General features: G+C 69.6%; 22 protein-coding genes. 14 read left to right on the forward strand and 8 right to left on the reverse strand.

Annotated features, from left to right (window positions below):
* Positions 1 to 5 precede the first annotated feature (5 nt).
* The gene (locus AB0F51_RS21840; RefSeq protein WP_360282640.1) at positions 6 to 1,595 is read right to left on the reverse strand and encodes an acyl-CoA carboxylase subunit beta; all 1,590 of its coding nucleotides are present in this window, start codon (positions 1,593 to 1,595) and stop codon (positions 6 to 8) included.
* 72 nt (positions 1,596 to 1,667) lie between these two features.
* On the opposite strand from AB0F51_RS21840, the gene AB0F51_RS21845 reads away from it, so the two are divergent.
* Complete coding sequence (locus tag AB0F51_RS21845; protein ID WP_360282642.1) at positions 1,668 to 2,078, forward strand: hypothetical protein; 411 nt, start codon at positions 1,668 to 1,670, stop codon at positions 2,076 to 2,078.
* A gap of 1 nt (position 2,079) precedes the next feature.
* Complete coding sequence (locus AB0F51_RS21850) at positions 2,080 to 3,231, forward strand: hypothetical protein (RefSeq protein ID WP_360282644.1); 1,152 nt, start codon at positions 2,080 to 2,082, stop codon at positions 3,229 to 3,231.
* Here AB0F51_RS21850 and AB0F51_RS21855 read toward each other — a convergent pair.
* The gene (locus AB0F51_RS21855; RefSeq protein ID WP_360282646.1) at positions 3,228 to 3,701 is read right to left on the reverse strand and encodes an SCP2 sterol-binding domain-containing protein; all 474 of its coding nucleotides are present in this window, start codon (positions 3,699 to 3,701) and stop codon (positions 3,228 to 3,230) included. The genes AB0F51_RS21850 and AB0F51_RS21855 overlap by 4 nt on opposite strands.
* A gap of 93 nt (positions 3,702 to 3,794) precedes the next feature.
* On the opposite strand from AB0F51_RS21855, the gene AB0F51_RS21860 reads away from it, so the two are divergent.
* The 3 genes from AB0F51_RS21860 to AB0F51_RS21870 all read left to right on the forward strand — a co-directional run bounded on the left by AB0F51_RS21860 (position 3,795) and on the right by AB0F51_RS21870 (position 7,992).
* Positions 3,795 to 4,433, forward strand: a complete 639-nt coding sequence (locus AB0F51_RS21860) for a TetR/AcrR family transcriptional regulator (RefSeq protein WP_360282648.1) — start codon at positions 3,795 to 3,797, stop codon at positions 4,431 to 4,433.
* Between the two features lie 110 nt (positions 4,434 to 4,543).
* Positions 4,544 to 7,183: a phosphoenolpyruvate carboxylase gene (locus AB0F51_RS21865; RefSeq protein ID WP_360282650.1), complete on the forward strand. Its 2,640-nt coding sequence runs from the start codon at positions 4,544 to 4,546 to the stop codon at positions 7,181 to 7,183.
* Entirely contained in the window at positions 7,183 to 7,992 is an 810-nt protein-coding gene (locus AB0F51_RS21870; RefSeq protein ID WP_360282652.1) for a biotin--[acetyl-CoA-carboxylase] ligase, read from the forward strand. The genes AB0F51_RS21865 and AB0F51_RS21870 overlap by 1 nt, the downstream gene beginning before the upstream one ends.
* Before the next feature lie 93 nt (positions 7,993 to 8,085).
* Here the strand turns inward: AB0F51_RS21870 and AB0F51_RS21875 are convergent, their stop codons facing one another.
* The gene (locus tag AB0F51_RS21875; protein ID WP_360282654.1) at positions 8,086 to 9,483 is read right to left on the reverse strand and encodes an OFA family MFS transporter; all 1,398 of its coding nucleotides are present in this window, start codon (positions 9,481 to 9,483) and stop codon (positions 8,086 to 8,088) included.
* Between the two features lie 129 nt (positions 9,484 to 9,612).
* On the opposite strand from AB0F51_RS21875, the gene AB0F51_RS21880 reads away from it, so the two are divergent.
* Complete coding sequence (locus AB0F51_RS21880; RefSeq protein WP_360282656.1) at positions 9,613 to 10,230, forward strand: PH domain-containing protein; 618 nt, start codon at positions 9,613 to 9,615, stop codon at positions 10,228 to 10,230.
* A gap of 9 nt (positions 10,231 to 10,239) precedes the next feature.
* Here the strand turns inward: AB0F51_RS21880 and AB0F51_RS21885 are convergent, their stop codons facing one another.
* Complete coding sequence (locus AB0F51_RS21885) at positions 10,240 to 11,451, reverse strand: GNAT family N-acetyltransferase (protein WP_360282658.1); 1,212 nt, start codon at positions 11,449 to 11,451, stop codon at positions 10,240 to 10,242.
* A gap of 57 nt (positions 11,452 to 11,508) precedes the next feature.
* Complete coding sequence (locus AB0F51_RS21890; RefSeq protein ID WP_360282660.1) at positions 11,509 to 12,072, reverse strand: GtrA family protein; 564 nt, start codon at positions 12,070 to 12,072, stop codon at positions 11,509 to 11,511.
* Between the two features lie 153 nt (positions 12,073 to 12,225).
* Here AB0F51_RS21890 and AB0F51_RS21895 point away from each other — a divergent pair, with 153 nt between their 5' ends.
* From AB0F51_RS21895 to AB0F51_RS21905, 3 genes are all read left to right on the forward strand, one after another.
* Positions 12,226 to 13,398 carry a 5-(carboxyamino)imidazole ribonucleotide synthase gene (locus AB0F51_RS21895; protein ID WP_360282662.1) on the forward strand — a complete coding sequence of 391 codons (1,173 nt, stop codon included), beginning with the start codon at positions 12,226 to 12,228 and terminating at the stop codon, positions 13,396 to 13,398.
* Positions 13,399 to 13,408: 10 nt separating this feature from the next.
* The gene (gene purE, locus AB0F51_RS21900; protein ID WP_360282664.1) at positions 13,409 to 13,912 is read left to right on the forward strand and encodes a 5-(carboxyamino)imidazole ribonucleotide mutase; all 504 of its coding nucleotides are present in this window, start codon (positions 13,409 to 13,411) and stop codon (positions 13,910 to 13,912) included.
* A gap of 75 nt (positions 13,913 to 13,987) precedes the next feature.
* Positions 13,988 to 15,208: an MFS transporter gene (locus AB0F51_RS21905; protein ID WP_360282666.1), complete on the forward strand. Its 1,221-nt coding sequence runs from the start codon at positions 13,988 to 13,990 to the stop codon at positions 15,206 to 15,208.
* A 3-nt stretch (positions 15,209 to 15,211) separates the two neighbouring features.
* On the opposite strand, the gene AB0F51_RS21910 is transcribed toward AB0F51_RS21905, so the two are convergent.
* Positions 15,212 to 16,558 (reverse strand): UDP-glucose/GDP-mannose dehydrogenase family protein, encoded by a 1,347-nt coding sequence (locus AB0F51_RS21910; protein ID WP_360282668.1) that lies wholly within the window; start codon positions 16,556 to 16,558, stop codon positions 15,212 to 15,214.
* Positions 16,559 to 16,715: 157 nt separating this feature from the next.
* On the opposite strand from AB0F51_RS21910, the gene AB0F51_RS21915 reads away from it, so the two are divergent.
* Complete coding sequence (locus AB0F51_RS21915) at positions 16,716 to 17,879, forward strand: acyl-CoA dehydrogenase family protein (protein WP_360282670.1); 1,164 nt, start codon at positions 16,716 to 16,718, stop codon at positions 17,877 to 17,879.
* Between the two features lie 183 nt (positions 17,880 to 18,062).
* On the opposite strand, the gene AB0F51_RS21920 is transcribed toward AB0F51_RS21915, so the two are convergent.
* On the reverse strand, positions 18,063 to 18,317 hold the full coding sequence (locus AB0F51_RS21920; protein ID WP_360282672.1) for a hypothetical protein: 255 nt from the start codon (positions 18,315 to 18,317) through the stop codon (positions 18,063 to 18,065).
* Positions 18,318 to 18,445: 128 nt separating this feature from the next.
* Positions 18,446 to 18,721: a hypothetical protein gene (locus AB0F51_RS21925; RefSeq protein WP_360282674.1), complete on the reverse strand. Its 276-nt coding sequence runs from the start codon at positions 18,719 to 18,721 to the stop codon at positions 18,446 to 18,448.
* 97 nt (positions 18,722 to 18,818) lie between these two features.
* Between AB0F51_RS21925 and AB0F51_RS21930 the strand changes: the two genes are divergently transcribed.
* From AB0F51_RS21930 to AB0F51_RS21945, 4 genes are all read left to right on the forward strand, one after another.
* The gene (locus AB0F51_RS21930) at positions 18,819 to 22,277 is read left to right on the forward strand and encodes a BTAD domain-containing putative transcriptional regulator (protein ID WP_360282676.1); all 3,459 of its coding nucleotides are present in this window, start codon (positions 18,819 to 18,821) and stop codon (positions 22,275 to 22,277) included.
* A 91-nt stretch (positions 22,278 to 22,368) separates the two neighbouring features.
* Positions 22,369 to 23,562: an MFS transporter gene (locus AB0F51_RS21935; RefSeq protein WP_360282678.1), complete on the forward strand. Its 1,194-nt coding sequence runs from the start codon at positions 22,369 to 22,371 to the stop codon at positions 23,560 to 23,562.
* Positions 23,559 to 25,511, forward strand: a complete 1,953-nt coding sequence (locus tag AB0F51_RS21940) for an FAD-dependent monooxygenase (protein WP_360282680.1) — start codon at positions 23,559 to 23,561, stop codon at positions 25,509 to 25,511. The genes AB0F51_RS21935 and AB0F51_RS21940 overlap by 4 nt, the downstream gene beginning before the upstream one ends.
* A gap of 3 nt (positions 25,512 to 25,514) precedes the next feature.
* Positions 25,515 to 26,327: a class I SAM-dependent methyltransferase gene (locus AB0F51_RS21945; RefSeq protein ID WP_360282682.1), complete on the forward strand. Its 813-nt coding sequence runs from the start codon at positions 25,515 to 25,517 to the stop codon at positions 26,325 to 26,327.
* Positions 26,328 to 26,581: the final 254 nt, after the last annotated feature.

Consider the following 26,581-nt stretch of genomic DNA (forward strand, 5'->3'; position numbering starts at 1 on the left):
TCCGATCAGAGCGGGATGTTGCCGTGCTTCTTCGGCGGGAGGGTGTCGCGCTTGGTGCGGAGCAGGCGGAGCGCCCGGACGATCTCGGCGCGGGTCTCGCTCGGCTTGATCACCGCGTCGATGTAGCCGCGCTCGGCCGCGATGTAGGGGTTGGCGAGGTGGTCCTCGTACTCCGTGATCAGTTGCCGGCGGCGCGCTTCGATGTCCTCACCGGCTTCTGCCGCGGCGGCCAGTTCGCGGCGGTGCAGGATGTTCACCGCGCCCTGCGCGCCCATCACGGCGATCTGCGCGGTCGGCCAGGCCAGGTTGATGTCGGCACCCAGGTGCTTGGAGCCCATCACGTCGTACGCGCCGCCGTAGGCCTTGCGGGTGATGGTGGTGATCATCGGCACGGTCGCCTCGGCGTAGGCGTAGATCAGCTTGGCGCCGCGGCGGATGATGCCGTTCCACTCCTGGTCGGTGCCGGGCAGGAAGCCGGGCACGTCGACGAAGGTCAGGATCGGCACGTTGAACGCGTCGCAGGTGCGGACGAACCGGGCCGCCTTCTCGGAGGCGTCGATGTCCAGGGTGCCGGCGAACTGCATCGGTTGGTTCGCGACCACACCGACCGGGCGGCCCTCGACCCGGCCGAAGCCGACGATGATGTTCGGCGCGAACAGGGTCTGCACCTCGAGGAACTCGCCCTCGTCGACGACCGCCTCGATCACCGCGTGCATGTCGTACGGCTGGTTCGGCGAGTCCGGGATCAGCGTGTCCAGGGCCAGGTCGGTCTCGCCGGGCTCCAGGTCCGCCGGCTCGTCGCAGGCCGGCGGGTCCTCCAGGTTGTTCTGCGGCAGGTGCGCGACCAGGGCCTTCACCCAGTCGATCGCGTCCTCCTCGTCGCTGCCCAGGTAGTGCGCGTTCCCGGACTTGGTGTTGTGCGTCCGGGCGCCGCCGAGGTCCTCCTGGCTGACGTCCTCGCCGGTGACGGTCTTTATCACGTCCGGTCCGGTGATGAACATGTACGACGACTCGTCCACCATCACGGTGAAGTCGGTGACCGCGGGGGAGTACACCGCGCCGCCCGCGCACGGGCCCATGATGAGGGAGATCTGCGGGATCACCCCGGACGCGCGCACGTTGCGGCGGAAGATCTCGCCGTACAGGCCGAGGCTGACCACGCCTTCCTGGATCCGGGCGCCGCCGGAGTCGTTGATGCCGATCAGCGGGCAGCCGATCTTCATCGCCAGGTCCATCACCTTGACGATCTTCTCGCCGAAGACCTCACCCAGGCTGCCGCCGAAGACGGTGAAGTCCTGCGCGAACACGCACACCTGGCGGCCGTCGATGGTGCCGAAACCGGTCACCACGCCGTCGCCGTACGGGCGGTTGCCGTCCAGGCCGAAGGAGGTCGAGCGGTGCCGGGCGAACTCGTCCAGCTCGGAGAAGGAGCCCTCGTCCAGCAGCAGCGCGATCCGCTCGCGGGCGGTCTTCTTGCCGCGGGCGTGCTGTTTGTCCACCGCGCGCTCGGAGCCGGCGTGCACGGCCTCGTCGAGCCGGTGCTCCAGGTCCGCGAGCTTCCCCGCGGTGGTGTGGATGTTCACGGTCTCTCCCATAAGCGGGCACTCTAACGCCTGTGGACCCCGTGCCCAGATGACGATGAACACACCGGATGCAAGAATCCTACTGTGGAGTACGACGACTACCAGGCCGAGCGGCAACGGATCATCGCCGCCTGGGGCACCGAGATCACCGACCCGGAGCAGCTGGCCGCGGAGGTCGAGCGGCTGCGCGACCTGGCCACGGCGGTGGCGGATGACGACCTCCGGGCCAAGGCGATCCGCTACCTGCGGTCGATGGACACCCTGGTCGCCGAAGCCCGCACGCCCGAGAGCGAGACGATCGGCAAGGCCTCGGACGTGCTGCTGCGCGCCACCAGGCCGGACGGTACGCCGGCCGAGCGGCGGGCCCGGGCCGAGGAGGCCATCCGGGAGATCGCCCGGATCGCCGACGCCGCGCCGACCCCGGCCGAGCGGCTGGCCGCGCTGGAGATGACCGAGCCGCTGGCCGAGATCGTCCACGTGCTCGCCCCCGACTGAGATGGCCGCACAGGCGACCCGGCTCCCCAGTTCCGAAGTACCGGATGTCGGTGACGGGCTGTGGGAGCGGATCCAGGCTGCCGTGCTGGCCGAGTCCGGGGCCGGCAAGTCGCTGTGGAACGGGCGGCTCGACTACATCGACGCGAAGGAGACGAACCTCGGCGAGGCTTACGGTGACGGCAGCCTGAAGCTGCACCGGGAGCACGTGGTCCGGCCGCTCCAGGAGATGTACGCCAAGCGTGGCCAGCGGGTGACCGAGGCCGAGCTGATCGAGCGGCGGATGGCGTTCGAGGTGGTCGCGCACGAGTTCGGGCATCTGGCGGTGCCGGAGAACTACCAGATCGCGGACCGCGTCGCCGATATGGGCATCGCCGAGACGACCGCGATCGAGGAGGGCACGAACGAGGCCTGGAGCCAGGCGAAAACCGATGCGCTGATCGACCGGGCCCTGCCGCCCGATCTCGCGCTGCAGCTGAAGGCGGTGGACTCGCCGCGGTTGTACCCGGGCTGGGAACCGGCCGCGCGCGCCTTCGCCGAGGACATCGGTGCCGAGCTGAACCTCGATCCCGACGAGGTGCTGAGCGTGATGAACCGCGAGCCCCGATCGGGCAAGGCCCGGGCCGCCGCCGACCTGCTGTTCGACAAGTCCGAGCTGCCGCGGTTGGTGCCACCGGACCAGCAGGCCGCCGTCCGGCTGCAGTTGCAGGGCCGGATCGACCAGGCGTTCGCCGACCTGCGGCCGCTGAACGCCGACACCACGGTCAACCGCCGCTCGGTCGCCGCCCAGCGCGGCCAGGCAATCGCGGCGGGGGCCGTGCGAACCGTGCGGGCTGCCGAGAAACACTTCCGCGCAGTCCAGGAAGCCGGCCGCGCGGCCCAGAACGTGCAGGAGACCAGCAAGCCCACGCAGGACCTCTCCGCCCTGCCGCCGCCCAACGCCGCCGACCAGCGCCAGGACCGCCCGGCCCCTGAGGATCAGAAGTCCGGGCCGGTGGATCCGCGGATCGCGTTTGCTCAGCGGATGCTGGGAGGTCAGGCTCCTGCCTCTGGTGCCGTACGCCCGCCGCAGGGACCGGGGGAGGGGCGTCCGCAGACCGGTGGGCGAGCGGCTGAGCACGCGGCAGCTCGTAGTACGGACGGGCCCGAGCGTTAGACCTTCGGGCCGACGACGAACAGCTTGCTGAGGCGGGCGGCCAGAGCCAGGTCACCGCGGACTGACAGCCGCTGTTTCAGTACAGCGAGCACGGGGTCCTCGTTGCCGGTGACGATCCGCAGCAGGGTGGCCGGGTCGGTGCGGACCGAGATCGCCGGTGGATCGCGATGGTCGCTGAGCACGTGGCAGGCGCCGTCGCTGACCAGGATCCGGTACTCGTCGACGCCGCCGCCGTGCGCGCCGGTGATCTGCCAGCTGATGACCGCGTCGAACCCCTCCGCCCGGGCGGGACGGAGGTACTCCGGCATCCGGCGAAAGATCTCGCGCAACGCGATCTCTCGGACTCCCCCGATGAGCCGATGCCGGAGCTCTCGCTCCGAGGTGCGCGCGACGAGCCGGGACAACTCGCCGAGGTCGAGCGCGGTGAAGTCCTCCGACTCCAGCCACCGCGCACTGCCACGTACGGCCACTCGACGCCTCCCTGGCACGGCAGGAAACGCCTCCCTGTGGAACACTTCCTACCAGACCGTAGGAATTTCCTACGGCCCTGATAGCTTTGTCAAGTGGTCAGCCCTGAAGGACCGGTTCCGGAACCTCGCCGCCGGGCCGCGCACCTGGGTCCGGAGCGCCGGCGCCCGCTGATCCTGGATGCCGCCCTCGAGGTGTTCTCCGAACGCGGCTACGCCGGTACAACGATGCAGTCGGTGGCCGACGCGGCCGGCGTCACCAAGCCGGTGGTCTACGACTCCTTCGCGAACCGCGACGAGCTCCTGCTCGCCTTGCTGGCCCGCGAGGAGCAGCACCTGGTCATCTCGATCGTCTCCGCGCTACCGGCCGACCCGACCGTCGGTACGCCGGAGGAGCACGTGCTCGAAGGCCTCACCGCGTTCCTGGAGACCGCGGCCAGGTCCCCGCGCTCGTGGCGGATCGTGTTCGGAGCGCAGTACGGCGCGGCGCCGGTGGTGGCCGACCGGGTCCGGGCGGCGCGCGCCTTCCTGGTGGAGGGTTTGCGGCTGACGCTTGTGCAATCGTTGCCAGGTGTCACCGACCCGGACGCGAACCTGCCGGTGCTGGCCGAGATGCTCGCCTCGATGACGGAGAGCTGCGCCCGGATGCTGGTTGTCGACGGCACCGACCGCACCCCGGCGGAGCTGGCCAAGGTCGTCTCCCAGGTGGTCGGCGGCGGCTTCGGCGCCGTTTGATGACCTTACTGTCGCGTCACTCCCACGTTTCGTCACGATTGGTCACGATCTGCGCTCACCAGTCGGACTAGGAGGCGGGGGGAGCGTGCCCACGGATATCGTGGGCGAACGTGACCGAGACCGGCAGTCAGGCGAGCGCCCGCACCCGTACCCGCGCACGTTTCGAAGTCCCTGAGGAGCTCCGCGCCGACGTGCGCCTGCTCGGCGAGCTGCTCGGCCGCGTTCTGGTCGAGTACGCCGGCCAGCCGCTGCTCGACGACGTCGAGAAGCTCCGGGAGCTCACCATCGCCGGCGACGGCGAGGGAGCCGAGGCGCTGGTCGCCACCTGGCCGCACGAGCGCGCCGAAGATGTGGCCCGGGCGTTCACCTGCTACTTCCACCTGACCAACCTGAGCGAGGAGCTGCACCGCGCACGCGTACTGCGGGAGCGCGACCGCTCCGGCGATGCCCCGGCCGTGTCCGAGCTGGCCCAGGCGGTCGAGAAGATCGGTGCCGACAGTGGTGAGCAGCAGGCGCGTGCCCTGCTCAACGGGCTGGAGTTCCGCCCGGTGCTGACCGCCCACCCGACTGAGGCGCGGCGGCGCGCAGTACTGGCGACCATCCGGCGGATCTCGAGTCTGCTGGAGGAGCGCAGCGACCCGCGCGCCGGTGACAGCGAGCTGGCCGAGAACCGGCGCCGTCTGGTCGAGCAGATCGACATCCTCTGGCGCACGTCGCAGCTGCGGACCAGCCGGCCGACCCCGCTGGACGAGGTCCGCTCGGCGATGGCGGTCTTCGAGGAGACCCTGTTCGATGTCGTCGGCAACGTCTACCGCCGGCTGGACGACGCGCTGGCCGGGGAGTCGGCCGGCATCAAGCAGCCGGTGGTGGCCCCGTTCGTCCGGCTCGGCTCCTGGATCGGCGGCGACCGCGACGGCAACCCGAACGTCACCGCGGCGATCACCCGCGAAGCCATGCAGATCCAGGCCGACCACGTACTGCGCGCCCTCGAGCGGGCGACCGACCAGCTCGGCCGCGCGCTCACCCTGGATGCGGCGACCACTCCGCCGTCAGCGCCGGTACGCCGGATCCTGGAGGACGCTCGGGCGGTCAACCCGGAGCTGATGACCGATATCGAGACCCGCTCGCCTTCTGAGCCGCATCGCCAGCTGCTGCTGCTCGCAGCCCGTCGGCTGGCCGCCACGCGCGCCCGGGACGCCGACTTCGGCTACCCGCGCTCTGCTGACTTCCTGCATGAGCTGAAGGTGCTGCAGGACTCACTGGTCAATGCAGGCGCGTTGCGGCAGGCGTACGGCGAGCTGCAGCAACTCATCTGGCAGGTGACCTCGTTCGGCTTCCACCTGGCCGAGCTGGAGGTCCGGCAGCACTCCTCGGTGCACACGAAGGCGCTGGAAGAGGTACTGAGCGGTGGTGAGCTCTCCGACCAGACCGAGGAGGTGCTGGCCACCCTGCGCGTCATCGGCCAGATCCAGCAGCGCTTCGGCCCAGAGGCCTGCCGCCGGTACGTCGTGTCGTTCACCCGCAACGCAGGCGACCTCGCTGCCGTCTACGAGCTGGCTGACGCCGCCATGGACGGCCGGCCGATCGAGCTGGACGTAGTACCGCTGTTCGAGACCGGTGAGGACCTGCAGAACTCGGTGGAGGTGCTGGACAACGCGATCCAGCTGACCCGGGTCCGGCACCGCCTGACGGCCAACGACCGGCGCTTCGAGGTCATGCTCGGGTACTCCGACTCCGCCAAGGACGTCGGCCCGGTCTCGGCCACACTCGCCCTGTACGACGCGCAGGCGCGCATCACGGCCTGGGCCCAGCGCAACGCGATCCGGCTGACCCTGTTCCACGGCCGTGGTGGTGCGCTGGGGCGTGGTGGCGGCCCGGCGAACCGCGCAGTACTGGCTCAGGCGCCTGGCTCGGTGTCTGGCCGGTTCAAGCTCACTGAGCAGGGTGAGGCGATCCCTGCTCGCTATGGCAACGCAGCGATCGCGCAGCGCCACATCGAGCAGGTCACCGCGGCCACACTGCTCGCGTCCACACCTGGCATCGAGGAGCGCGCCACTGTGGCGGCCGACCGGTTTGCCGTTGTGGGCAAGACGATGGACGCGGCCTCCCGGACGACGTACCACCGGCTGGTCAAGGCGGAGGGGTTCGCGGAGTGGTTCGGCCGCGTGACGCCGCTGGAGGAGCTTGGGCAGTTGCCGCTCGGGTCCAGGCCGGCCCGTCGTGGTGTCGCCGTGTCGTCGCTGGAGGACCTGCGGGCGATCCCGTGGGTGTTCGCCTGGTCGCAGGCTCGCGTGAACGCGCCCGGCTGGTACGGGCTCGGGTCGGCGCTGGCGGCCGTTGGTGACGTCGCGGTTCTGCAGGACGCGAACCAGAACTGGCCGCTGTTCCAGGTGATGCTCGAGAACGCCGAGATGTCGCTGGCGAAGACCGACCGGCGGATCCTCGGCCGCTACCTCGAACTCGGCGACCGGCCCGACCTGACCAAGCAGATGCTGGACGAGCACGAGCTGACGACCGAGTGGGTGCTGAAGGTGCTCGGCGGCGACAGGCTGCTCAGCGGCCGTCGGGTGCTCGGCCGCGCCGTCGAGCTGCGCAACCCGTACGTCGATGCGCTCAGCTACCTGCAGTTGCGGGCACTCCGGACGCTGCGGACGGATGACTCGCTGGACGAGCAGCAGATCGTCAGGACTCGGCGGCTGCTCTTGCTGACCGTGTCGGGCGTTGCAGCCGGTCTGCAGAACACCGGCTGATGTACGGCGATCTGGAGAGGCCGCCCCTCGACGTTGACTTCCTGCGGGGGCGACTGGTCCGTCCGGGCTCGCTGTGGCGTCAGATCGACGTACTGGCCGAGACGGAGTCGACCAACGCGGTTGTAGCGGCCGCTGCGCGCGCTGGCGAGCCTGAGGGGCTGGTGGTGGCGGCGGAGTACCAGTCGTCGGGGCGTGGGCGGCTGGGGCGTACTTGGACCACACCAGCGCGCTCTGCGTTGCTCATGTCCGCGCTGCTGCGTCCGACGGGCATCCCCGCGCAGCGGTGGCCGTGGCTCGGGCTACTGGTGCCGTTGGCCGTCGCGTCCGCAGTACGGCGGGTGGGGGAGATCCCTGCTCAGGTGAAGTGGCCGAACGACGTACTGGTCGACGACCGGAAGCTGGCGGGCATCCTGCTGGAGCGGGTGGACGGGCCGGCGGCGATCGTGGGGATCGGGCTCAACGTGACTCTCAAAGCGGAGGAGCGCCCCACTGAGGTTGCCACCTCGATGGCGTTGGAAGGCGCGGCGACGACTGACCGGGCCACTGTGCTGTCCGCAGTACTGCGGGAGCTGGCGACCCGTTACCGGGCCTGGGTGGACGCTGCCGGAGACCCAGAGGTGATCCTGCCGGACTACCGGGAGCTGTCAGCCACGTTTGGGCGGCAGGTGCGGGTGGAGTTGCCCGGCGGCGTGTTCCTGGAAGGCACGGCTACGGATCTGGACTCCGATGGACGGCTGATCGTGCTCACCGCCGACGGCCCGCATTCGCTGGCCGCCGGCGATGTCACACATCTCAGGGCTACTGGGTGAAGAGCTTTGCCGCGGTGATGAGCGTCTGGATGATGCCGTAGCCGAGCAGGACGGCGACCAGCGCCCAGGAGACGACCAGTCGGGGAGTCTGGTTCATTTCGCTGCCTCCACTGCGGTTGCGTTGGCTGGTTCGTGGAACCGGTCCGCGACCGGCCGGATCAGCAGGTTGGCGATGAAGCCGATCGCCAGTACGCCGACCATGGTGAACAGCGCGGGCCGGTAGGCCTCGGCCGTCAGCGTGCCCGGTTTCCCTTCCCGGTCGAGGAATCCGTTGATGATGAGCGGCCCGGCGACCCCGGCCACCGACCACGCGGTCAGCAGCCGCCCATGGATCGCGCCGACCTGGTAGGTCCCGAAAAGATCCCGCAGGTACGCCGGTACGGTGGCGAAGCCGCCGCCGTAGAAGGACAGGATCACCGCGGCGAACAGGACGAACAGCGCGGTGCTGTTGTGGCCGACGGTGGCCAGCAGCGAGTAGAAGATGATGCCGACGCCGAGGTACAGCGCGTAGATCGGTTTGCGGCCGATCAGGTCCGAGGTCGTCGACCAGGCGAACCGGCCGGCCATGTTGAAGATCGACAGCAGGCCGACGAACCCGGCCGCCGCGGCGACCGCGACGCTCGACTTGCCGTCGGCACCGCGGAAGAAGTCCTGGATCATCGGGCTGGCCTGCTCCAGGATGCCGATGCCCGCGGTGACGTTGCAGAGCAGAACGATCCACAACAGCCAGAACTGCGGGGTCCTGATCGCGTTCGCCGCCGACACGTTGGCGGTGGTGACGAGGCTTTTCGCCTTCACCTGCGCGGGATCGAACCCGTCCGGCTTCCAGCCCTCGGCGGGGACCCGGATGTTGAAGACGCCGAACATCATGATCGCGAAGTAGCCGATGCCCAGCGTCAGGAAGAGCGCGACGAGCGCACCGCCGCCGGCCACCGATCCCGAGTTGCTCGGGTTGTAGCCGTCGTCGTAGTAGCTGAGGAGCTGGCGGGACAGCGGGCTCGCGACCAGCGCGCCGCCGCCGAACCCCATGATCGCCAGGCCGGTGGCGAGACCCGGGCGGTCAGGGAACCACTTGATCAGGGTGGAGACGGGCGAGATGTAGCCGATGCCGAGCCCGATGCCGCCGATCACGCCGTACCCCAGGTAGACCAGCCAGAGCTGGCCGGTACCGATGCCCAGGGCACCTACTCCGAAACCGGAGGCCCAGAAGCAGGCCGAGACGAACATCGACTTGCGCGGCCCGTTGCGCTCGACCCAGGTGCCGCCGATCGCGGCGGACAGCCCCAGCATCACGATCGCGATGCTGAAGATCACGCCGATCGCGGTCTGCGTGGTGTCGAAGTGCTTGATCAGCGATGTCTTGTAGACGCTGGTCGCGTACGCCTGACCGATGCACAGGTGCACCGCCAGCGCGGCGGGCGGGATCAGCCAGCGGCTGTACCCCGGCGGCGCGACGGTGTGCTCGCGATCGAGTACCGACAAGATGCCCATCACGGCTCCTCAGTGGTTGGAACCCCCCAGTGGTGACGCATTGCCCCTTGTGCATTGCGGACAGTATGCGATCGGTGGCAGTCGTGTCGACCAGCGACAAGCGGACCCCGGAACTGTGAGACTGGGACCATGGCGATCTCGGCGAAGTTGTTGGGTGAGGACGAGTACGTCGTCGTCAGCACCCGGACGCACTGGAAGGCACTGATCTTCCCGGTGTTCCTGTTGCTCGTGGTGGTGGCGGGCGGCTCGTTCCTGGCCGCCGTGGTTCCGGAAGGCAGCATGCAGGGCCCCGCCCGGATCGCGATCGGCGTGGTCGGCCTGCTGATCCTGCTCGGGTTCGCGGCCAAGCCGTTCCTGAACTGGTTCTTCTCCAGCTACACGCTGACCAACCGGCGGCTGATCACCCGGCACGGCATCCTGACCCGGACCGGCCGCGACATCCCGCTGATGCGGATCAACGACGTCTCCTACGAGCACGGCCTGATCGACCGGATGCTGCGCTGCGGCACCCTGCAGATCCAGTCGGCCAGCGAGGGCGGCCAGGTGATCCTGCCCGACGTACCGCACGTCGAGCAGATGCACCTGAAGATGTCCGACCTGCTCTTCGGCGGCCCGGACGGCAAGCCCGGCGACGGCTACCTCGACGACGAAGCCCCACCGGAACCCCTCCGCCGCCGCGACCCCAGGCCCGCCGCCGAGCCCGACGCCGAAACCCTCTTCAGCTCAGAAGACAACGACCGCCGCTGACCGCCCTGGTCAGAAGATCTCGATGCTGGCTGGTGCTGTTGGCCAGCCGAAGGCCGCTGTGGCGAGGTTGAGCGTGCCGGGGGTGTGCTCGATGACGCGGCCGGTGGCGGCGAATTCGGCCAGGGTGCGGCCACCCAGGTAGGTCGCGCCTAGTTCGGTCACGGACAGGGTTAGGTCAGCCGTGGCGTCTGTGCGCTCGCACCGCGCGGCTGACCCGTCGGCGGTGAGGCGGTAGCGGCCGGCATTGGCCGGGATCACCTCGTCGGTCACGTCGAGGACCAGGTCGACCGGTACGGCGTACCGGCGTTGTTCGAGGGCGCGGGCGACGTCCGTCACGCGGAGCCACAGGGACTCGCTGATCCGTCGGTTCAGGGCCGTCGGGGTGGTGACGAGTTGCTGCAGCGGCTCGTCGACCGCGGCGAAGCCGAATCTGAGCGTCGCGGCCAGATCCAGCGTCAGCAGGTGCTGCCACAAGGCCTGGTACGCCGGTCCGGTCGCGACCAGCTCCTCGACGTGGACCTCGCTGGCGGGACCGGTCGGTCCCCAGTCCATCTTGCCGCGCCAGAGGGCGTAGCCGTCGATGCTGCCGGTTTCGTCCCGGTGCACCAGGATCTCGCGAGCGGTCTTGCCGCCGCGATCCTCCGGCTTGTCCTTCAGCCGTCTCTGCCACTCCAGTTCCGAGCGGCCGGAAACGCCCGGTCGCCGCTCCTGCAGCCCTCGCAGCAGCGACGGGAGTTCCTTGAGGGCGTCATCGACGGACAGCGTGCCGATCTCCCCCGGACGGGTCCGCGCCTTCGAGGGCCCGACCCGATGCAGATCGACCTCGTACGACGTACTGAAGGCGGCAGCGCCGTACCCGAAGCGGCCGTAGATGCCGGCCTCGCTGGCCCAGAGCACCGCGATCGCTTCCGGTACTTCGCGCAGTTGCCGGGTGATCAGCTCGGCCATCAGGCCACGCCGGCGATGGGTCGCGCGGACTCCGACACCGGTCACATGCGCGGCCGGCACGACCGCGCCCGGGACGGACAGGTCACGGGTCAGCGCCCGGGTGCTGCCGACGATCTCTGCGCCGTCGGTCGCGACCAGCGCGCGCTCGGGCTCGAACAGTCTTCGCCCGAGGTCGTCCACGTGCGGTTCGAACAGCATCGCCCCGGCGAACAGGGCGCCCATCTCTTCGTAGTCCTCGGCACGGGCCTGGCGAACGGGATACTCGGTCACCATCGCATCCTCACACGGCGAGCGCCGCCGCGCAGCCGGGTTATCCGGTGCAGCGCTGGTTCAGCGAACGGCCGGGAGGTCGCCGGTGTTGTCGGCGTCCAGCGCTTCCGGGGTGTCCGGGGCCTTCGCCTGGTGCTCCGCGTCTTCCAGGGCGAGCTCTTCCTTGAAGACGAACTTGCGGTAGGACCAGAAGCGGAACAGGGTGCCGAGGCCGAGGCCGACGAAGTTCGCGGCGATGTTGTCGGCCAGCCAGCTGTGCTGGTCCAGGACGTAGCGGGAGAAGCCCAGGCAGCCGGCCGCGATCAGCAGGCCGATGCCGTTCAGCACGAAGAACAGCACGTACTCGCGGTGCAGCCCGGTGCGCTCGCGGTGCCGCCAGGTCCAGTGCCGGTTGCCCAGGTAGGTCGCGATCGTGGCGACGGTGACCGAGATGAACTTCGCGGTGACCGGCTTGTCGTGCAGCATGCCGTGCTCCGACGCGCCGAAGACCAGCGGGTTGTCGAACACCAGCCAGTTGTAGATCGGCAGGTCGACGACCATTCCGAGGAGTCCGACCAGCCCGAACTTGGCCACTTCGTGCACCAGATGCTCAACCTGGCGATACAGCGTTGTGACGATCTTCAACGGACCTGGGAACTCTCTGTGAACGCGGACGACTGTTGGGGCAGCTTCCCACGGTACCCGGCAACGGGTCAGACCCCGAAATCTCCGCCGGCACCTTGACGAGTCCTTGACGCCGCCGCCGGGGCGCCGATGTCCGCACATTAGGCTCCACCCGTGAAGTTCGAGCGTGAAGATCTGCCGGTGGGCACCCCTGTCGTAGGCATGGTCGGCGGCGGCCAGCTGGCCCGGATGACCCAGGAGGCCGCGGTCGCGCTGGGGATCCAGCTGCGCGTGCTGGCCGAGGGCCCGACCGTCTCCGCCGCCCAGGCCGTCGCTGACGCCCCGGTGGGCGACTACCGCGACCCCGAGACCGTACGCCGGTTCGCCGCCGAGGCGGACGTGGTCACCTTCGACCACGAGCACGTCCCGACCGAGCTGCTCCGGGCCCTGGAGGCCGAGGGAGTCAAGGTCCGCCCGGGACCCGACGCCCTCGTGCACGCGCAGGACAAGGCGGTGATGCGGCAGCGGCTGGACACCATCGGCGCGCCCGCCCCGGCCCACCAGGTGGTCGCCTCGAAGGCGGACATCGACGACTTCGCCAAGCGCATCGGCGGCTTCCCGATCATCCTGAAGACCACCCGCGGCGGGTACGACGGCAAGGGCGTCTGGGTCGCCACCAGCGCCGACGACCCGGTCGTCGACGAGGCGTTCGCCGCGACGGTGCCGATCCTCGCCGAGGAGAAGGTCGACTTCGTCCGCGAGCTGTCCGCGATCGTGGCCCGATCCCCGCACGGCCAGGCGGTCGCCTACCCGATCGTGGAGTCGGTCCAGCGGGACGGCATCTGCGTCGAGGTCACCGCTCCGGCGCCCGGTCTGAGCGCGGACCGCGCGGCCCAGGCGCAGCAGACGGCGCTGAAGATCGCCGGCGAGCTCGGCGTCGTCGGGATCCTGGCGGTCGAGATGTTCGAGGCCCGCGACGGCCGGCTGCTGGTCAACGAGCTGGCGATGCGGCCGCACAACACCGGTCACTGGTCGATCGAGGGCGCGGTCACCAGCCAGTTCGAGAACCACCTGCGCGCAGTACTGGATCTGCCGCTCGGATCACCGGCGGCGCGGGCGCCGTACACGGTGATGGTGAACGTGCTCGGTGGTGACGTCGAGGACATGCATCTCGGGTTGCTGCACTGCATGGCCCGGGATCCCGGGCTGAAGGTCCACTTCTACGGCAAGTCCGTGAAGCCAGGCCGCAAGGTCGGCCACGTGACGGCGTACGGGGACGACCTGGACGACGTTCGCGAGCGCGCGCGGCACGCGGCGGCGTACCTGACCGGCACCATCGACGAATGAGGGCGACAGCATGACCGTGGGAATCCTGATGGGGTCGGACTCGGACTGGCCGACGATGAAGGCGGCCGCCGAGGTGTGCGTCGAGTTCGACGTGCCGTTCGAGGCCGACGTGCTGTCGGCGCACCGGATGGCGGCCGAGATGATCGACTACGGGAAGGCGGCGCACGAGCGCGGCCTGAAGGTGCTGATCGCCGGGGCCGGCGGCGCCGCGCACCTGCCCGGCATGCTCGCCTCCGTCACGCCGCTGCCGGTGATCGGCGTACCGGTGCCGCTCAAGTACCTCGACGGGATGGATTCGCTGCTGTCGATCGTGCAGATGCCGGCCGGCGTACCGGTCGCCACGGTGTCGATCGGCAACGCGCGCAACGCGGGTCTGCTGGCGGTCCGGATCCTCGCCGCGCACGACGAGAAGCTGCGCGCGAAGATGATCGAGTTCCAGGAGAACCTGGCCGACATGGCGCGGGCGAAGGGCAGTACTGTGCGTGATGGCGCGGCAGAGCTGCGTCAAAACTGACACTCACACGGTTTTCCACAGACCTGGGGCGGGTAGCCGTGAGATTCCAACCAACGTCGTCTAAGGTCGTCGATCGTGACTCCGCCCGCAGAACCGGATACGCAGCGCATCCCGGTCCGTTATTGGATCTGGCTGTTCGGTGCTGCCGTGTCCCTGCTCGGCGATCTGACCATGACGTTCGCCATCGGCTGGTCCGCCAGCCGGCACGGCGGCCAGGTGGCCGGCTTGGTCCTGCTGCTGGCGGCGGCCCCGCGTGCGGCCCTGCTGCTGATCGGCGGCGCGGTAGGCGACCGGTACGGCGCACCGAAGGTCCTGCTCGGTAGTTGCATCGCGATGTTCGTCGTGACCAGCACGCTGGTCCCGGCGACGCTGGCGGTGGGGGAGCCGATCAGTCTGTTGCTGATCACGGCGCTGGTCGTCGGCGTCATCGACGCGTTCTTCCTGCCGTCCTCACGATCGATGCCTCGCTTGCTGGTGTCGCCGGAACTCGTCCCGCGGGCCCTGGCGAGCTTTCAGGTCACCGGAGTCGTCTTCGCCGTCACCGGTACGGCGGTCGGCGGCGTACTGGTGAATTGGTCAGGGCTGACCGCGGCGGCGGGGTTCGACGCGCTGACGTTCGCCGTGATGATCATCGTGCTGATCTCGTTGCGCAACACCCCGGCGGGTGCCACCGGACCGCGAACCGGCATGTTCCGGTCGATCCTGGACGGGGTCAAAGTGGCGTTCGGGCGGCCGCTGACCCGGGCGCTGCTGATCACGATGACGATCGCGGCCGGACTGCTGATGCCGCTCGACGCCCTGCTGCTTCCCTTGCTGGCCAGGGATCACGGCTGGGACGCGTCGACGGCCGGCCTGCTGGTCGCCAGCCGGAGCCTCGGCGTCGGCATCATCGCGCTCCGGATCCTGGCGCGTGGGGCCTTCGCGCGGCCGGGCGTTTTTGCCGCGCTCGGTCTGCTGCTGGCCGGCGTCGGACTGCTCGGCCTTTCGGCCCTTGATCCGCTGCCGCTCGCCTTCGCGGCCGGCGTGGTCAGCGGGATCGGCGTCGGGACCTTCACCGGACATGTGCTGCCGTTGTTGATGAACTCGGTCGAGCGTGAGTACCAGTCGCGGCTGCAGTCGGTCGTGGTGCTCTGCCAGAGCCTCGCCCTGGTCGTGATGAACCCCGTCCTCGGCACCTTCGCCGACCTGGACGGGGTGGGCATCACCGGCGTCTGCCTGGGCATCGGTGTGGCATCGGCCCTGATCGGCCTAATCGCCCTCACCCGCCCCGTCCTTCGCAACGCGACTGTTTCTTAAAGTTTAAGGCCTGCCGGGGGCTCGGTAGATCCAGCCTGCGGCGCGCCACTTGTCCGCGTCCAGTGAGAGCCGGGCGTCGACCACCACCGGCGCCTCGACGACGCCGCGCAATGCGGCCGGGTCGAGCGTTCGGAACTCCGGCCACTCGGTCAGGTGCAGCACCAGGTGCGCGCCCTCGCAGGCCTCGACCGCGGATTCGGCGTACCGGAAGGTCGGCCGGACCCGGCGCGCGTTCTCCATCGCCTCAGGGTCGAAGACGGTGACGGTCGCGCCGTGCAACTGGATACGGCCGGCGATGTCGAGCGCCGGCGAGTCCCGTACGTCGTCCGTACCGGCTTTGAATGCCGCGCCGAGCACGGTCACGTTCTTGCCCACCCAGTCGGCGCCGAGCAGTTCGTGCACCACGTCCACGATCCGCGCGCGCCGGTGCTGGTTGATGTCGTCGACCTCGCGGAGCAGCGTGATGACCTCTTCCACGCCGAGCTCACCGGCGCGGGCCATGAACGAGCGCAAGTCCTTCGGCAGGCAGCCACCGCCGTACCCGGGGCCGGCGTTCAGCATGCCGCGACCGATCCGCTTGTCGTAGCCGAGCGCGTCGGCGAGCAGCGTGACATCCGCGCCGGTCGCGTCGGTGAGCTCGGCCAGCGCGTTGATGAAGGAGATCTTCGTGGCCAGGAAGGCGTTCGCGCCGCCCTTGACCAGCTCGGCGGTCGGCAGGTTGCAGACGACCACGGGCGATCCATCGGCGATCGGCTGCGCGAAAACCTCCCGCAGCTTGGCCTCCGCGGCCGCCGACTGTACGCCGAACACCAACCGGTCGGGGTGGAGCGTGTCGTCCACGCCGTGCGCCTCGCGCAGGAACTCCGGCTGCCAGGCGATCTCGACCTGGGAACCAGCCGGGGCTTCGGCGTGGAAGCGGGCTTCCACCACCTTCGACGTACCGACCGGGACGGTGGACCGGCCGACCACCAGGCACGGCTTGGTCAACAGCGGCGCCAGCATCGTGACGACCGAGTGGATCTGCGCGAGGTCGGCGGAGTCGCTGCCCTCGAGTTGCGGCGTACCGACGCAGATGAAGTGGACGTCGGCCCAGTCGGCGATCTCGGTGTAGTCCTTGGTGAACCGCAGCCGGCCGGAGTCGGTGTGCTTCTTCAGCAACGGGTCCAGCCCTGGTTCGTACAACGGGGCCTTGCCGTCGTTGAGCAGCTTGAGCCGGTGCTCGTCGATCTCGACGCCGATCACGTCGAAGCCGAACTCGGCCATTCCCGCGGCGGTGTTGGCCCCGAGGTAGTTGGTGCCGATCACCGCGATCCGCAGCGGTCGCGCGCTGGTGGGCGTGCCTTCAGTCATGCGGGGGACTCTACCGATCCAGGCGAGCACCAGGTGACCGCCTCGTGTCCGGCCGCCGTCCGGGTGCCGTCTGGCTGCTGGGCAGTGGGTGCGCCGTTGGTCACTTTCCGGGTCCGGCGACTCCCGGCGACGGGGGTTTCGTCGTACCTTGGTACCCGTGAGTAACTCATTCGACCTGTACGCGCTGTCCGAGGAGCACCAGGCGATCCGCGCGGCCGTGCGCGACGTCTGCGACGCGAAGGTGGCCCCGCACGCGGGCGACGTGGACGAGCTCGCCGAGTTCCCCAAGGCGTCGTACGACGCGCTGAAGGCGTCGGACTTCCACGCGCCGCACATCCCCGAGCAGTACGGCGGCGCCGGCGCGGACGCGCTGGCCACCGTGATCGTGATCGAGGAAGTGGCCCGCGCCTGCGCGTCCACCTCGCTGATCCCCGCGGTGAACAAGCTCGGCTCGCTGCCGTTGCTGCTGTCCGCGTCGGATGAGGTCAAGGATCGCTACCTGCCGCCGGTGGCCGCCGGCGACGCGATGTTCTCGTACTGCCTGTCGGAGCCCGAGGCCGGCTCGGACGCGGTCTCGATGAAGACGCGCGCCGTAGCCGACGGTGACGGGTTTGTGCTCAACGGGGTGAAGCGCTGGATCACCAACGCGGGCGTGAGTGACTACTACACCGTCTTCGCGGTGACCGACCCGGACGCCCGCTCGAAGGGCATCAGCGCCTTCGTGGTCGAGAAGGCCGACGAGGGCGTCTCCTTCGGCGCCCCGGAGAAGAAGCTCGGCATCAAGGGTTCACCGACCCGCGAGGTGTACTTCGACAACGTCCGGATCCCGGCGTCACGGATGATCGGCGACCCGGGTACCGGCTTCGCCACCGCGATGGCGACCCTGGACCACACCCGGGTGACGATCGCGGCCCAGGCACTCGGCATCGCGCAGGGGGCGCTCGACTATGCGCTCGGCTACGTCAAGGAGCGCAAGCAGTTCGGCAAGCCGATCGCGGAGTTCCAGGGCCTGCAGTTCATGCTCGCCGACATGGGCATGAAGATCGAAGCCGCCCGCCAACTCACCTACGCCGCCGCAGCCCGCTCCGAGCGAGGCGACAGCGACCTCACGTACTTCGGCGCTGCCGCGAAGTGCTTCGCCTCCGACGTAGCCATGGCCGTCACCACCGACGCAGTACAACTCCTCGGCGGCTACGGCTACACCCACGACTACCCAGTAGAACGCATGATGCGCGACGCCAAAATCACCCAAATCTACGAAGGCACCAACCAGGTCCAGCGCATCGTGATGGCCCGCCAACTCCTGAAGGGCCTCGCCTAGGCTCCGGCCAAAGGACACCGCCTTCGGCGGCGACTGTTCTTGTGGCGCCTCCGGCGCATGCGCGCCACGTGGTCGCGTGCTGATGGCAGCTCCGCGGCAGCACGTGCTGCCTTCGGTCCACCGCCGGCCCGCTGAGGCATACACGTAGGCCCGCACTGTTCATGCGGGCCTACGGTATGGCTGTTACTTCTTGGCGCGGGTTGCCAGGCCTTCCGCGGTGCCTACCAGCAGGACGGAGGCGATCACGGCGACGACGAAGCCGAGGATGTTCAGTTCGAAGATGCTGCCGGTGCCGAGCAGGTTGGCGATCACGCCGCCGATTACCGAGCCGGCGAGGCCGAGCAGCAGCGTGGCGATGAGGCCGAGTTTCTGCTTGCCCGGCGTGAACAGCCGAGCGAGCGCACCGATGATGAGGCCGGCAATGATGAAGCCGATCATGTCCTGTTTCCTCCGAGTGTGGACGGGTGACTACCAGTCTCCGGCACAACGGCTCACCATGCGGCCGGCATCAGCCCTGTTCGGACCCGGAGCAGACCCTCAAAAGACCCCGGCTGAGCCAGTCCTGGTCAGTTCTGGACCAGTTGCTGACTGAACCTCCGTCGCGCCGCGACCGCGACGCCGATTGCCGCCATACCGGCGAGCGCGCCGCCGCTGAAGGCCCCCGCCGTGGCCTGGCTCGTCTGCCGACCGGCAGCTTCGGCGGACGGTTGGGCCTGGACGACTGGGTGGCGGTCGGGTTCGTACGGAACGCGGGCGTTCGCGGGCGCGGCGGCCAGTAGCGCGGCCGCGGCCGTCGTGGTCACTGCGGCGACAACCCGTGCGACTGTGAGCTTCTTGGTCATTTCTCTTCTCCTCAAATGGTGTGGTGCCTTTCATTCACCATGGCCGGGTCGTGTTGAGGGCGTGTGGAAGTGCTGTTGAAGGACGTACGGTTCGGATGTGACCGGACCGCGGTTCAAGATCCTCGGTGGACTCGACGTCACGCTCGACGGCCATCGGCTGGAGCTCAGCGGACCGAAGCAGCGCTGGCTGCTGTCGGTGCTGCTGCTCAACCTGAACCAGTTCGTGTCGGCCGACCGGCTCGCCGAGGCGTTGTGGGAGAACGAGCCTCCCGCCAGCGCCGAGGTCACTCTGCGCACCCACGTGTCTCATCTCCGTCGCCGGCTCGCGGCGATCGGCGCGTCCGAATCGCTGGTCACCCGGCGGTCGGGATACAGCCTCATGCTCGATCCGGAGCAGGTGGACGCTTACCGATTCGAACGGCTCGTCGGGCTGGGGCAGGAGGCCCTTGGACTCGCCGACCCCGCGCGGGCCGCGCACTTGTTGCGGGAGGCACTCGAGTTGTGGCGTGGGCCCGTCCTCGACGAGCTCGGCGGGCCGCTGTTCGCCGAGGCGGAGACGGCCCGGCTCGAGGAGCTGCGGCTGGATGCGCTGGAAGCACGGATCAGCGCCGACCTCGCGCTGGGCCGGAACGACATCATCGGCGAACTCGAGCAACTGGTGGCCGATCACCCGTTCCGGGAGCGGTTCTGCGGCCAGCTCATGCTCGCGCTGTATCGGGCCGGGCGGCAGGTCGATGCGCTCGCGGTGTACTCGTCGGCCAGGCAACGCCTCGCCGACGAGCTCGGGCTCGATCCAGGTCCCGCGCTGTCGGCGTTGGAGACCGCGATCCTGCGGCGAGATCCGGCGCTGTTGCCCACGGCCACGGTGTCGCCTGCCGCTGAGGCCGCGGCGACCCGGCGATCGTTCGTGAAGGCGCCGCCGGATGCGCTGTTCAGCGTCGTACGCCGGGTGCCGATGGTCGGGCGGTCCAGCGAACTGGACCGGCTGTCCGGGTTGTGGCGCGAGGTTCGCGACGGCGGACGCCGCGTAGTACTGGTGTCGGGTGAAGCCGGGGTCGGCAAGACGCGCCTGGTCGCTGAGTTCGCAGATCAGGCGGCCGCGGACGATGCGGTGTTCCTGGTGGGCAGGTGTGATCAGGCTTCGATTCCCTATCAGCCGGTGGCGTCGGCGTTCCGTACGAGTCCGGAGGCGGAGGCAGTCCTTGCCGACGCGCCGGAAGCGATTCGCGGTCGTCTCGGCTGGTTGCTAGACGAGCCGGACTCATCCTGGTCGGACGTCGAGCAGGCAGCCCGATTCGAGGCCGTGGAGTGGGTGCTGGCGCAACTGGTGGAGCTGGCACCCGTAGTCATGGTGGTGGAGGAGTCGGAACGCATAGACCGTGCCAGCGCGCTGTTGCTGCGTCACCTGGTGAGCAATCTGCCCGAGCGGATCCTGGTCGTCGTCTGCTTCCGGGATCCGCCAGGGACCAGGCATCCCGCGCTGCTGGAGTTGCTCGGTGAGCTGGAGGGCCGTGGTCTGGCGGACCGGCTGGTGCTCCGCCCCATGGACGAGGGTGACCTCGGTGCCCTGGTCGCCGGACTGACCGGTGGTGAATCCGCGTCGTTCGTGCACGAGCTCTGGCGCAGCACCGGTGGGAATCCGTTCTACGCCGGCGAGGTGGTTCGCGATCTCGAGACCCGCGGCGAGCTGGGCCGCCCCGGTTCGCTGCCCGTGCCGTCCGGAGTGCGGGATGTACTGCGGCATCGTCTTCGCGCGCTGTCCGAGCCGACCCAGCAAGTGGTGCGCTGCGCCGCGGTGCTCGGTCGGGAGGTCGAGTTCGGCCTGCTCTCGCGGCTCGCGGACCTGGCCGAAGATCCCTTGATCGATGCACTGGAGCAGGCGCTGGCTGCCGGATTCCTGGTCGAGGCCGGCAGCTCGTGGAAGGTGAGTTACGCCTTCCCCCACGATCTGATGCGGGAGGCGGTCTACGCCGACATACCGATGACGCGACGGCAGCGGATGCACCTGCGCGCGGCGGAGGCCCTGCAATCTTCTGGTACGGGGCAGTCTCCTGGTGCGAGCAAGGGCATCGCGGCGGCTGCGGTGCACCTGCGGGCCGCGGGTCCGGCCGCCGATCCGGTGCGGGCCGCGGAGCTCAGCATGCAGGCCGCCGACGAGGCGGCCCGGCTCTACGCGTGGCACGAGGCCGTCGACCATGCCGAGGCCGCAGTCGAGATCCTCGACCATGCCGGTGCTTCGCCCGCGCGACGAGCAGAGGCTGCGGTCCGTACTGCGATGCTCCGGTTGAAGTCGAGCCTCGGATACCGACAGGCGGTCCAACACCTCGAGACTGCGTTGGAGCTGTATCGCGGGGTCGGGGACAACGCCGTCGCAACGGTGCACAGCCGACTCGGCGGAGCCCTCAGCACCCACCATTCGGTGATGGACATTCCCCGGGCGATCGAGCACATCGCCGCCGCGGAACGACTGCTCGGGGATCGGAAGGCAGCCTTTCACCTGTACCGCGGGATGGCGCAGGCGGCGATGTACGGCGTCCGGAACGAGTTGCTCGGGGACTACTCGAACCGGGCTTCCGCGCTTGGGACCGAATTGGGTCGCCGCGATCTGGCCGTGATGGCGACCTGGGGTCGAGGCTGGTTCGAGTTCAACCGTGGCGAGCTGCGTGCCGCGTCGGCGCTCCGCGAAACGATGTGGGCCACCGCCCACGAGCTCGCCGATCCGTATCTTGGCTGGATCGCGGTGGGGGCCGCGGCGCTGTGCGAGACGGAGTACCTGCTGGACCCGGCCGCCGCGCGGTCGTGGTGCCGGCGAGGCCTCGCCCAGGCCAGGTTCGAAACCTTCGCGCATCCGCACGACACCGTTGTTGACCAGTTGGTGCTGGCGCTGGCGAGCACTGGCGACCTGGACGACGCTCGCCGGTTGGCGGAGCCGCTGCCGGCCGACGCCGTCTGCCGCAGGATCCTGACCTCTCTCGACGGGGGGTGGGAAAAGGCCGAGCGGGACTGGGCCGCCGCTCTCCGCCATGACGAGGAGGCCGGGGACCTGCACGATGCCGCCCTGAATGCCCGCTGGCTCGCCGGTGTCCGCGTGCTCCTCGGCGATCGGGCCGGCGCCGTTGCCGCGCTGCGACGTGCGGTAGCCATCGGCGTCGAGGGTCCGCAGGTGCCCACCGAGCTTGCGGCCAGGGCTGAGCTGGGCCGCGTGCTGGCAGTGGGCGGTGAGATCGGGGAAGCAGTCCTGGAGGTGGGGCGCTGCGACGAGATCATCGCCGACGGACAGGATTGGCGCGGACAGGTCGGCGTGGTCGAGCTGGCGCGTGGTGCCGTGGCCGGTGCGCAGGGGCAGCTCGAGGAGTGCGACGCGGCGTACGAGAACGCCGTTGCGATCTTCACCGCGTACCAGCTTCCGTGGCGGCGGGCTGCCGCGTTGCACGCGTGGGCGGAGTCGTTGGCGGCGATGGACCGCTCTGACGAGGCCGCTCGCAAGCACCGGGCGTCGTGGCAGGTCTACGACGAGATCGGGGCGCCACAGCGATGGCGCCGGCCGCTCGCCTAGCCACGGACGGCGCGGCGGCCGGGCCGTGACCAGCGCCGCCGTCAATGCTGGTTCCACAGAACTTCAACATCGCCCGGTCATCGTGATTGGCATGCGGAACGTCACCACGATCAAGACGCAGCGGGCCTCGGGCTCGGCGAGCGCGACGTTGTTCGGCTGCTTGTTCGCAGCCCAGTCCAGCCTGCTGGTTCTCACCCCGATCCTGTCCGGGGTAGCGGCCGATCTGGAGGTCTCGCCCGCGGCGGCGGGGCAGCTCCGGGCCGTGTCCGGCGTGGTCGCGGTGATCGTCGCCGTCGGCCTGCTGATCATCCGGCGCCGGTGGGAGCTGCGCGGCCTGCTCGCGCTCGGGCTCGGCCTGCTCGCGACCGCCGCAGTGGCGAGTGCGGCTGCACCGTCTTTCACAGCGTTGGCGGTCGCGCAGATCGTGCTCGGCGGCGGAGTCGCCCTGGTGCTGGCGGGCGGATTGGCCGCGGCCGCGAGCTGGGCGCCCGACGGGCAGCGCGCCACTCTGCTGTCGTGGGCACTGGTCGGCCAGCCGAGTGCCTGGATCGTCGGTATGCCGGTGATCGGCTTCGTCGGCGATCACAGTTGGCGTCTCGCCTGGCTCGTGCCACTCGCCGCCTGCGTCCTCACCCTCATCCGGGTACTCCGACGCGAACCCGGTACGCCGGAGCCGGCTCCCACGTCTGTCCGGAAGCTGTTCCGAAGGCCGGGGGCGACCCGGTGGGCAACCACTGAACTGATGGCGTACGCCGGCTGGGCGGGGGTGCTCGTCTACTGCGGCAGCTTGCTCACCGAGGCTCACGGAGCGTCCGCAGCGGCAGCCGGTATCGCGTTGGGCGGCGGCGCCTCGGGGTTCGTCATCGGCACCTTTGTGGCCCGGCGCTGGGTGGAGCACGCGGCCAGGCCGATGCTGCTCATCACCGGTCCGGGAATGGCAGCGGCTGCCCTGATCCTTGGCGCGGTCCGGCCGTCCTTCGGCTTCTCCGTCACGATGTTCGCCGTGATCGCCTTCCTCGCAGGTGCCCGCATGATCGCCGGCAGCGCGGTGGGTCTGGATCTGGCCGGAGTCGGTGCGCTGCAAGCGATGAGCATCCGGGCCGCTTCGATGCAAGGTGGATACCTGGGCGGTGCCGTCCTGGGTGGCGTTGGACTCGCGCTCGGCGGTTGGTCGGTCGTCGGTGCCGTGCTGGCTCTGCCTCTGCTGATCTCCGTCGCCGTGACCGCCGCGGACCGCGGCAGCGCGCGGCGCAGTACCGAAAACCTGAAGGTGGGTGCACGATGAGCAAGCGGTACGACGCGGTCGTGGTCGGCGCACGGTGTGCGGGATCGACCCTGGCAACCCTGCTCGCCCGGGCGGGTTGGCGGGTGTTGCTGCTGGATCGCGACCGGTTCCCCAGCGACACCGTGTCGACGCACGTCATGTTCCCCGACACCCTCAAGCGCCTGGACGAGCTCGGGGTCCTGGAAACCCTCAAGACCGCCCATCACCTGCCGATGGTCCACTTCAGCTGGCGAGTGCTCGGTCACGACGTGGCCGGAGACTTCACCCCGATCGGCGGTCACGACCGGGCGACCTGCATCCGGCGGATCGTGCTCGACGCGGCCCTGGTCGATACGGCGGCAGCGGCCGGCGCCGAAGTACGAAGCGGGCGTGAGGTCACCGCGCTGATCGGTGCGGGCACGACCGACGACCCGGTGCGCGGCGTCGTGCTCGACACGGGCGAGACGATCGAGTCGGACTGGGTGTTCGGCGCTGACGGTCGGGTCTCCACTGTCGCGCGGCGATTGGGGCTGCCGGCAACCGATGAGAAGCGCGGTGCGATGGCGTTCCTGCTGGCGTACTGGACCGGGCTGCCGGCCTCCGAGTGGTGCCACATCGACGTGCACGAGCGGTCGGCGCTGATGTCCGTGCCGTGCGAGGACGGCATTCATCTCTTGTCTCTGGCCGGGCCGCCCGAGCTCACCCGCGGGTCGACCGCGGAACGCGAGGAACGCTACCGAGCCGGACTCCGCCAGTTCCCGGCCGTACTGAACGCCCGGCTGCTCGATCAGGCCGAGCGGATCTCGCCTCTGGTCGTGGTGCCCGAGACCATGATGCGCGGGCACTATCGCGAGGCGACCGGTCCAGGATGGGCGCTGCTGGGGGACGCCGGACACTTCAAGCATCCGGTCACGGCCCAGGGCATCGGCGATGCGGTCGAGCAGGCTTGGTACCTCGCCACCACGTTGACCAGCGGCCGCGACCTGAGCGGATACGGACCGTGGCGCGACCGACGGGCCACCGGGTACTACGAGTGGTCGTTCGGGCTGGCCGCCTTCGGATCGGGGCGGGCCGCGGCCCAGTTCTCGGGCCTCGCGGCGGATCCAGTGGCCGGTCAGGAGTTCCTGGACACCTTCACCAAGCGCGTCCCGCCGGCCCGCGTCCTCACCCCGGAACGAATGGCCCGCTGGAACGCGGCCTGGGCCTACGAGGACGGGCAGCGCCGGGTGCGAGCGCTGGTCGAGGACCTCGGCCCGGATCAGCTTGCCCGCACTGTGCCGGCCTGTCCGGACTGGACGGTGCGAGACCTCGTCGCGCACCTCGTCGGGATCGTGGAGGACACCGTCAGGGGAACCTACTTCCCCGACGCCCTCGATGCCTGGCGTGACTCCGAGACAGCCACCAGGCGGGAACAGTGGACGGCCGATCAGGTGTCCAGCCGCGCCGACCGCGACCTGGAGTCGCTGCTGCGGGAGTTCGACGAACACACCCGCCGGCTGGTCACGATGCTGCGAGGCGGCAGCGGTGCCGTCTCCGACGGGCCCGAGTGGCTCCTGACCGCGCCGGTCGCCGACCTCGCAGTACATCTGGCCGATCTGCGCGAGGCGTTGAGTCAAGAGCCCGACGAATCGGCTCCGGTCGCCCGGGTCGGCTTCGCGGCGTACCGGGACTGGCTGCGGGCGCGCTTGGCGGAGACCGGGTTGCCGCCGCTGCGGTTGTCGGACGGGCTTGACCACTGGGTGCTGGGAGACGGCGAGCCCGCTGCCACCCTGACAGCCGACCGGCATGAACTCTTCCGCACCATCACCGGCCGACGCAGCGCGACCCGGATCCGGACCTACGACTGGGACGGCGATCCCGCCCCGTACCTGTCGATCATCGCCCCGTACCCGCTCGCAGCCGATCAACGCCCAGACCACCAACTTCCAGGCCATGAGGGCCTGGGAAACCAACAGAAGAAGGGATTGTGACCCATGACCACCATTGCCACGTTCGAGGAGATCAAGGCGAAACAGCAGGCCACGTGGAGCAGTGGCGACTACGGCAGGATCGCCTGGTTGACCGTGCCGATCGCGGAGATGCTGGCTGCCGCGGCCGAGCTGAGACCCGGCGCGAAAGTGCTGGACGTCGCGACCGGCACCGGCCACGTCGCGCTGGCCGCGGCCCGCCGATTCTGCGACGTCACCGGGATCGACTACGTACCGGAGCTCGTTGCCACCGCCGACCGTCGTGCGCGGGCCGAAGGGCTCGCGGTGGACTTCCGCGTGGCGGACGCCGAGCACCTGCCGTTCCCGGACGACTCGTTCGACTACGCGCTCTCCGCCATCGGCGTGATGTTCACGGCCGATCACGAGCGGGCCGCGGCCGAGCTGGTCCGCGTCGTCAAACCAGGTGGACGGATCGCTCTGGCGAGCTGGACCCCGACAGGCTTCGTCGGCCAGTTGCTCAAGACGGTCGGGCGGCACGCCGCACCGCCGCCCGGCGCGCTGCCGCCCACCCGCTGGGGCGTGGAGCACAGCGTGCGCGAACTGCTCGGTGACGGGGTCGCCAAGGTCAGCACTGCCACCGCGACGGTGACGCAGCGGTTCCCGAGTCCGGAGTACTTCGCGGACTTCTTCCTGACCTACTACGGCCCGACGTACAAGGCGGCGGAACGGCTTCCCGAAGAGGCCCGGCCGGCGCTCCGGGACGACATGATCGCCCTGGCCGCAGCCTCGAACCGCGGTACCGACGGCACGGTGGTGAGCGATTGGGAGTACCTGATCGCGGTGGCGACGGTCGCCTGACCAGATCCATCGACCCGCCTAGGCTTCCACCAAAGGACACCGCCTCCGGCGGCGACAGTTCTTTGGCGCCTCCGGCGCATGCACGCGCCGCCGTCGCGCCCACCGTCCAGCCGCGGGAATACGCGGTGGATGGTCCGGGTCGCGGCGGGTCCGGCCGGGCCGAGGAGGCTCGAGATTTCAAAGGAAGATCGCAGCCAGTAGGTTGTCGACGGCCTTACGCGCTCGCCCGTGCGAAGACGGCAGCATGTAGGTAT

The organism is Kribbella sp. NPDC023855 (genome assembly GCF_040639475.1).
Classification (GTDB): Bacteria; Actinomycetota; Actinomycetes; order Propionibacteriales; family Kribbellaceae; genus Kribbella.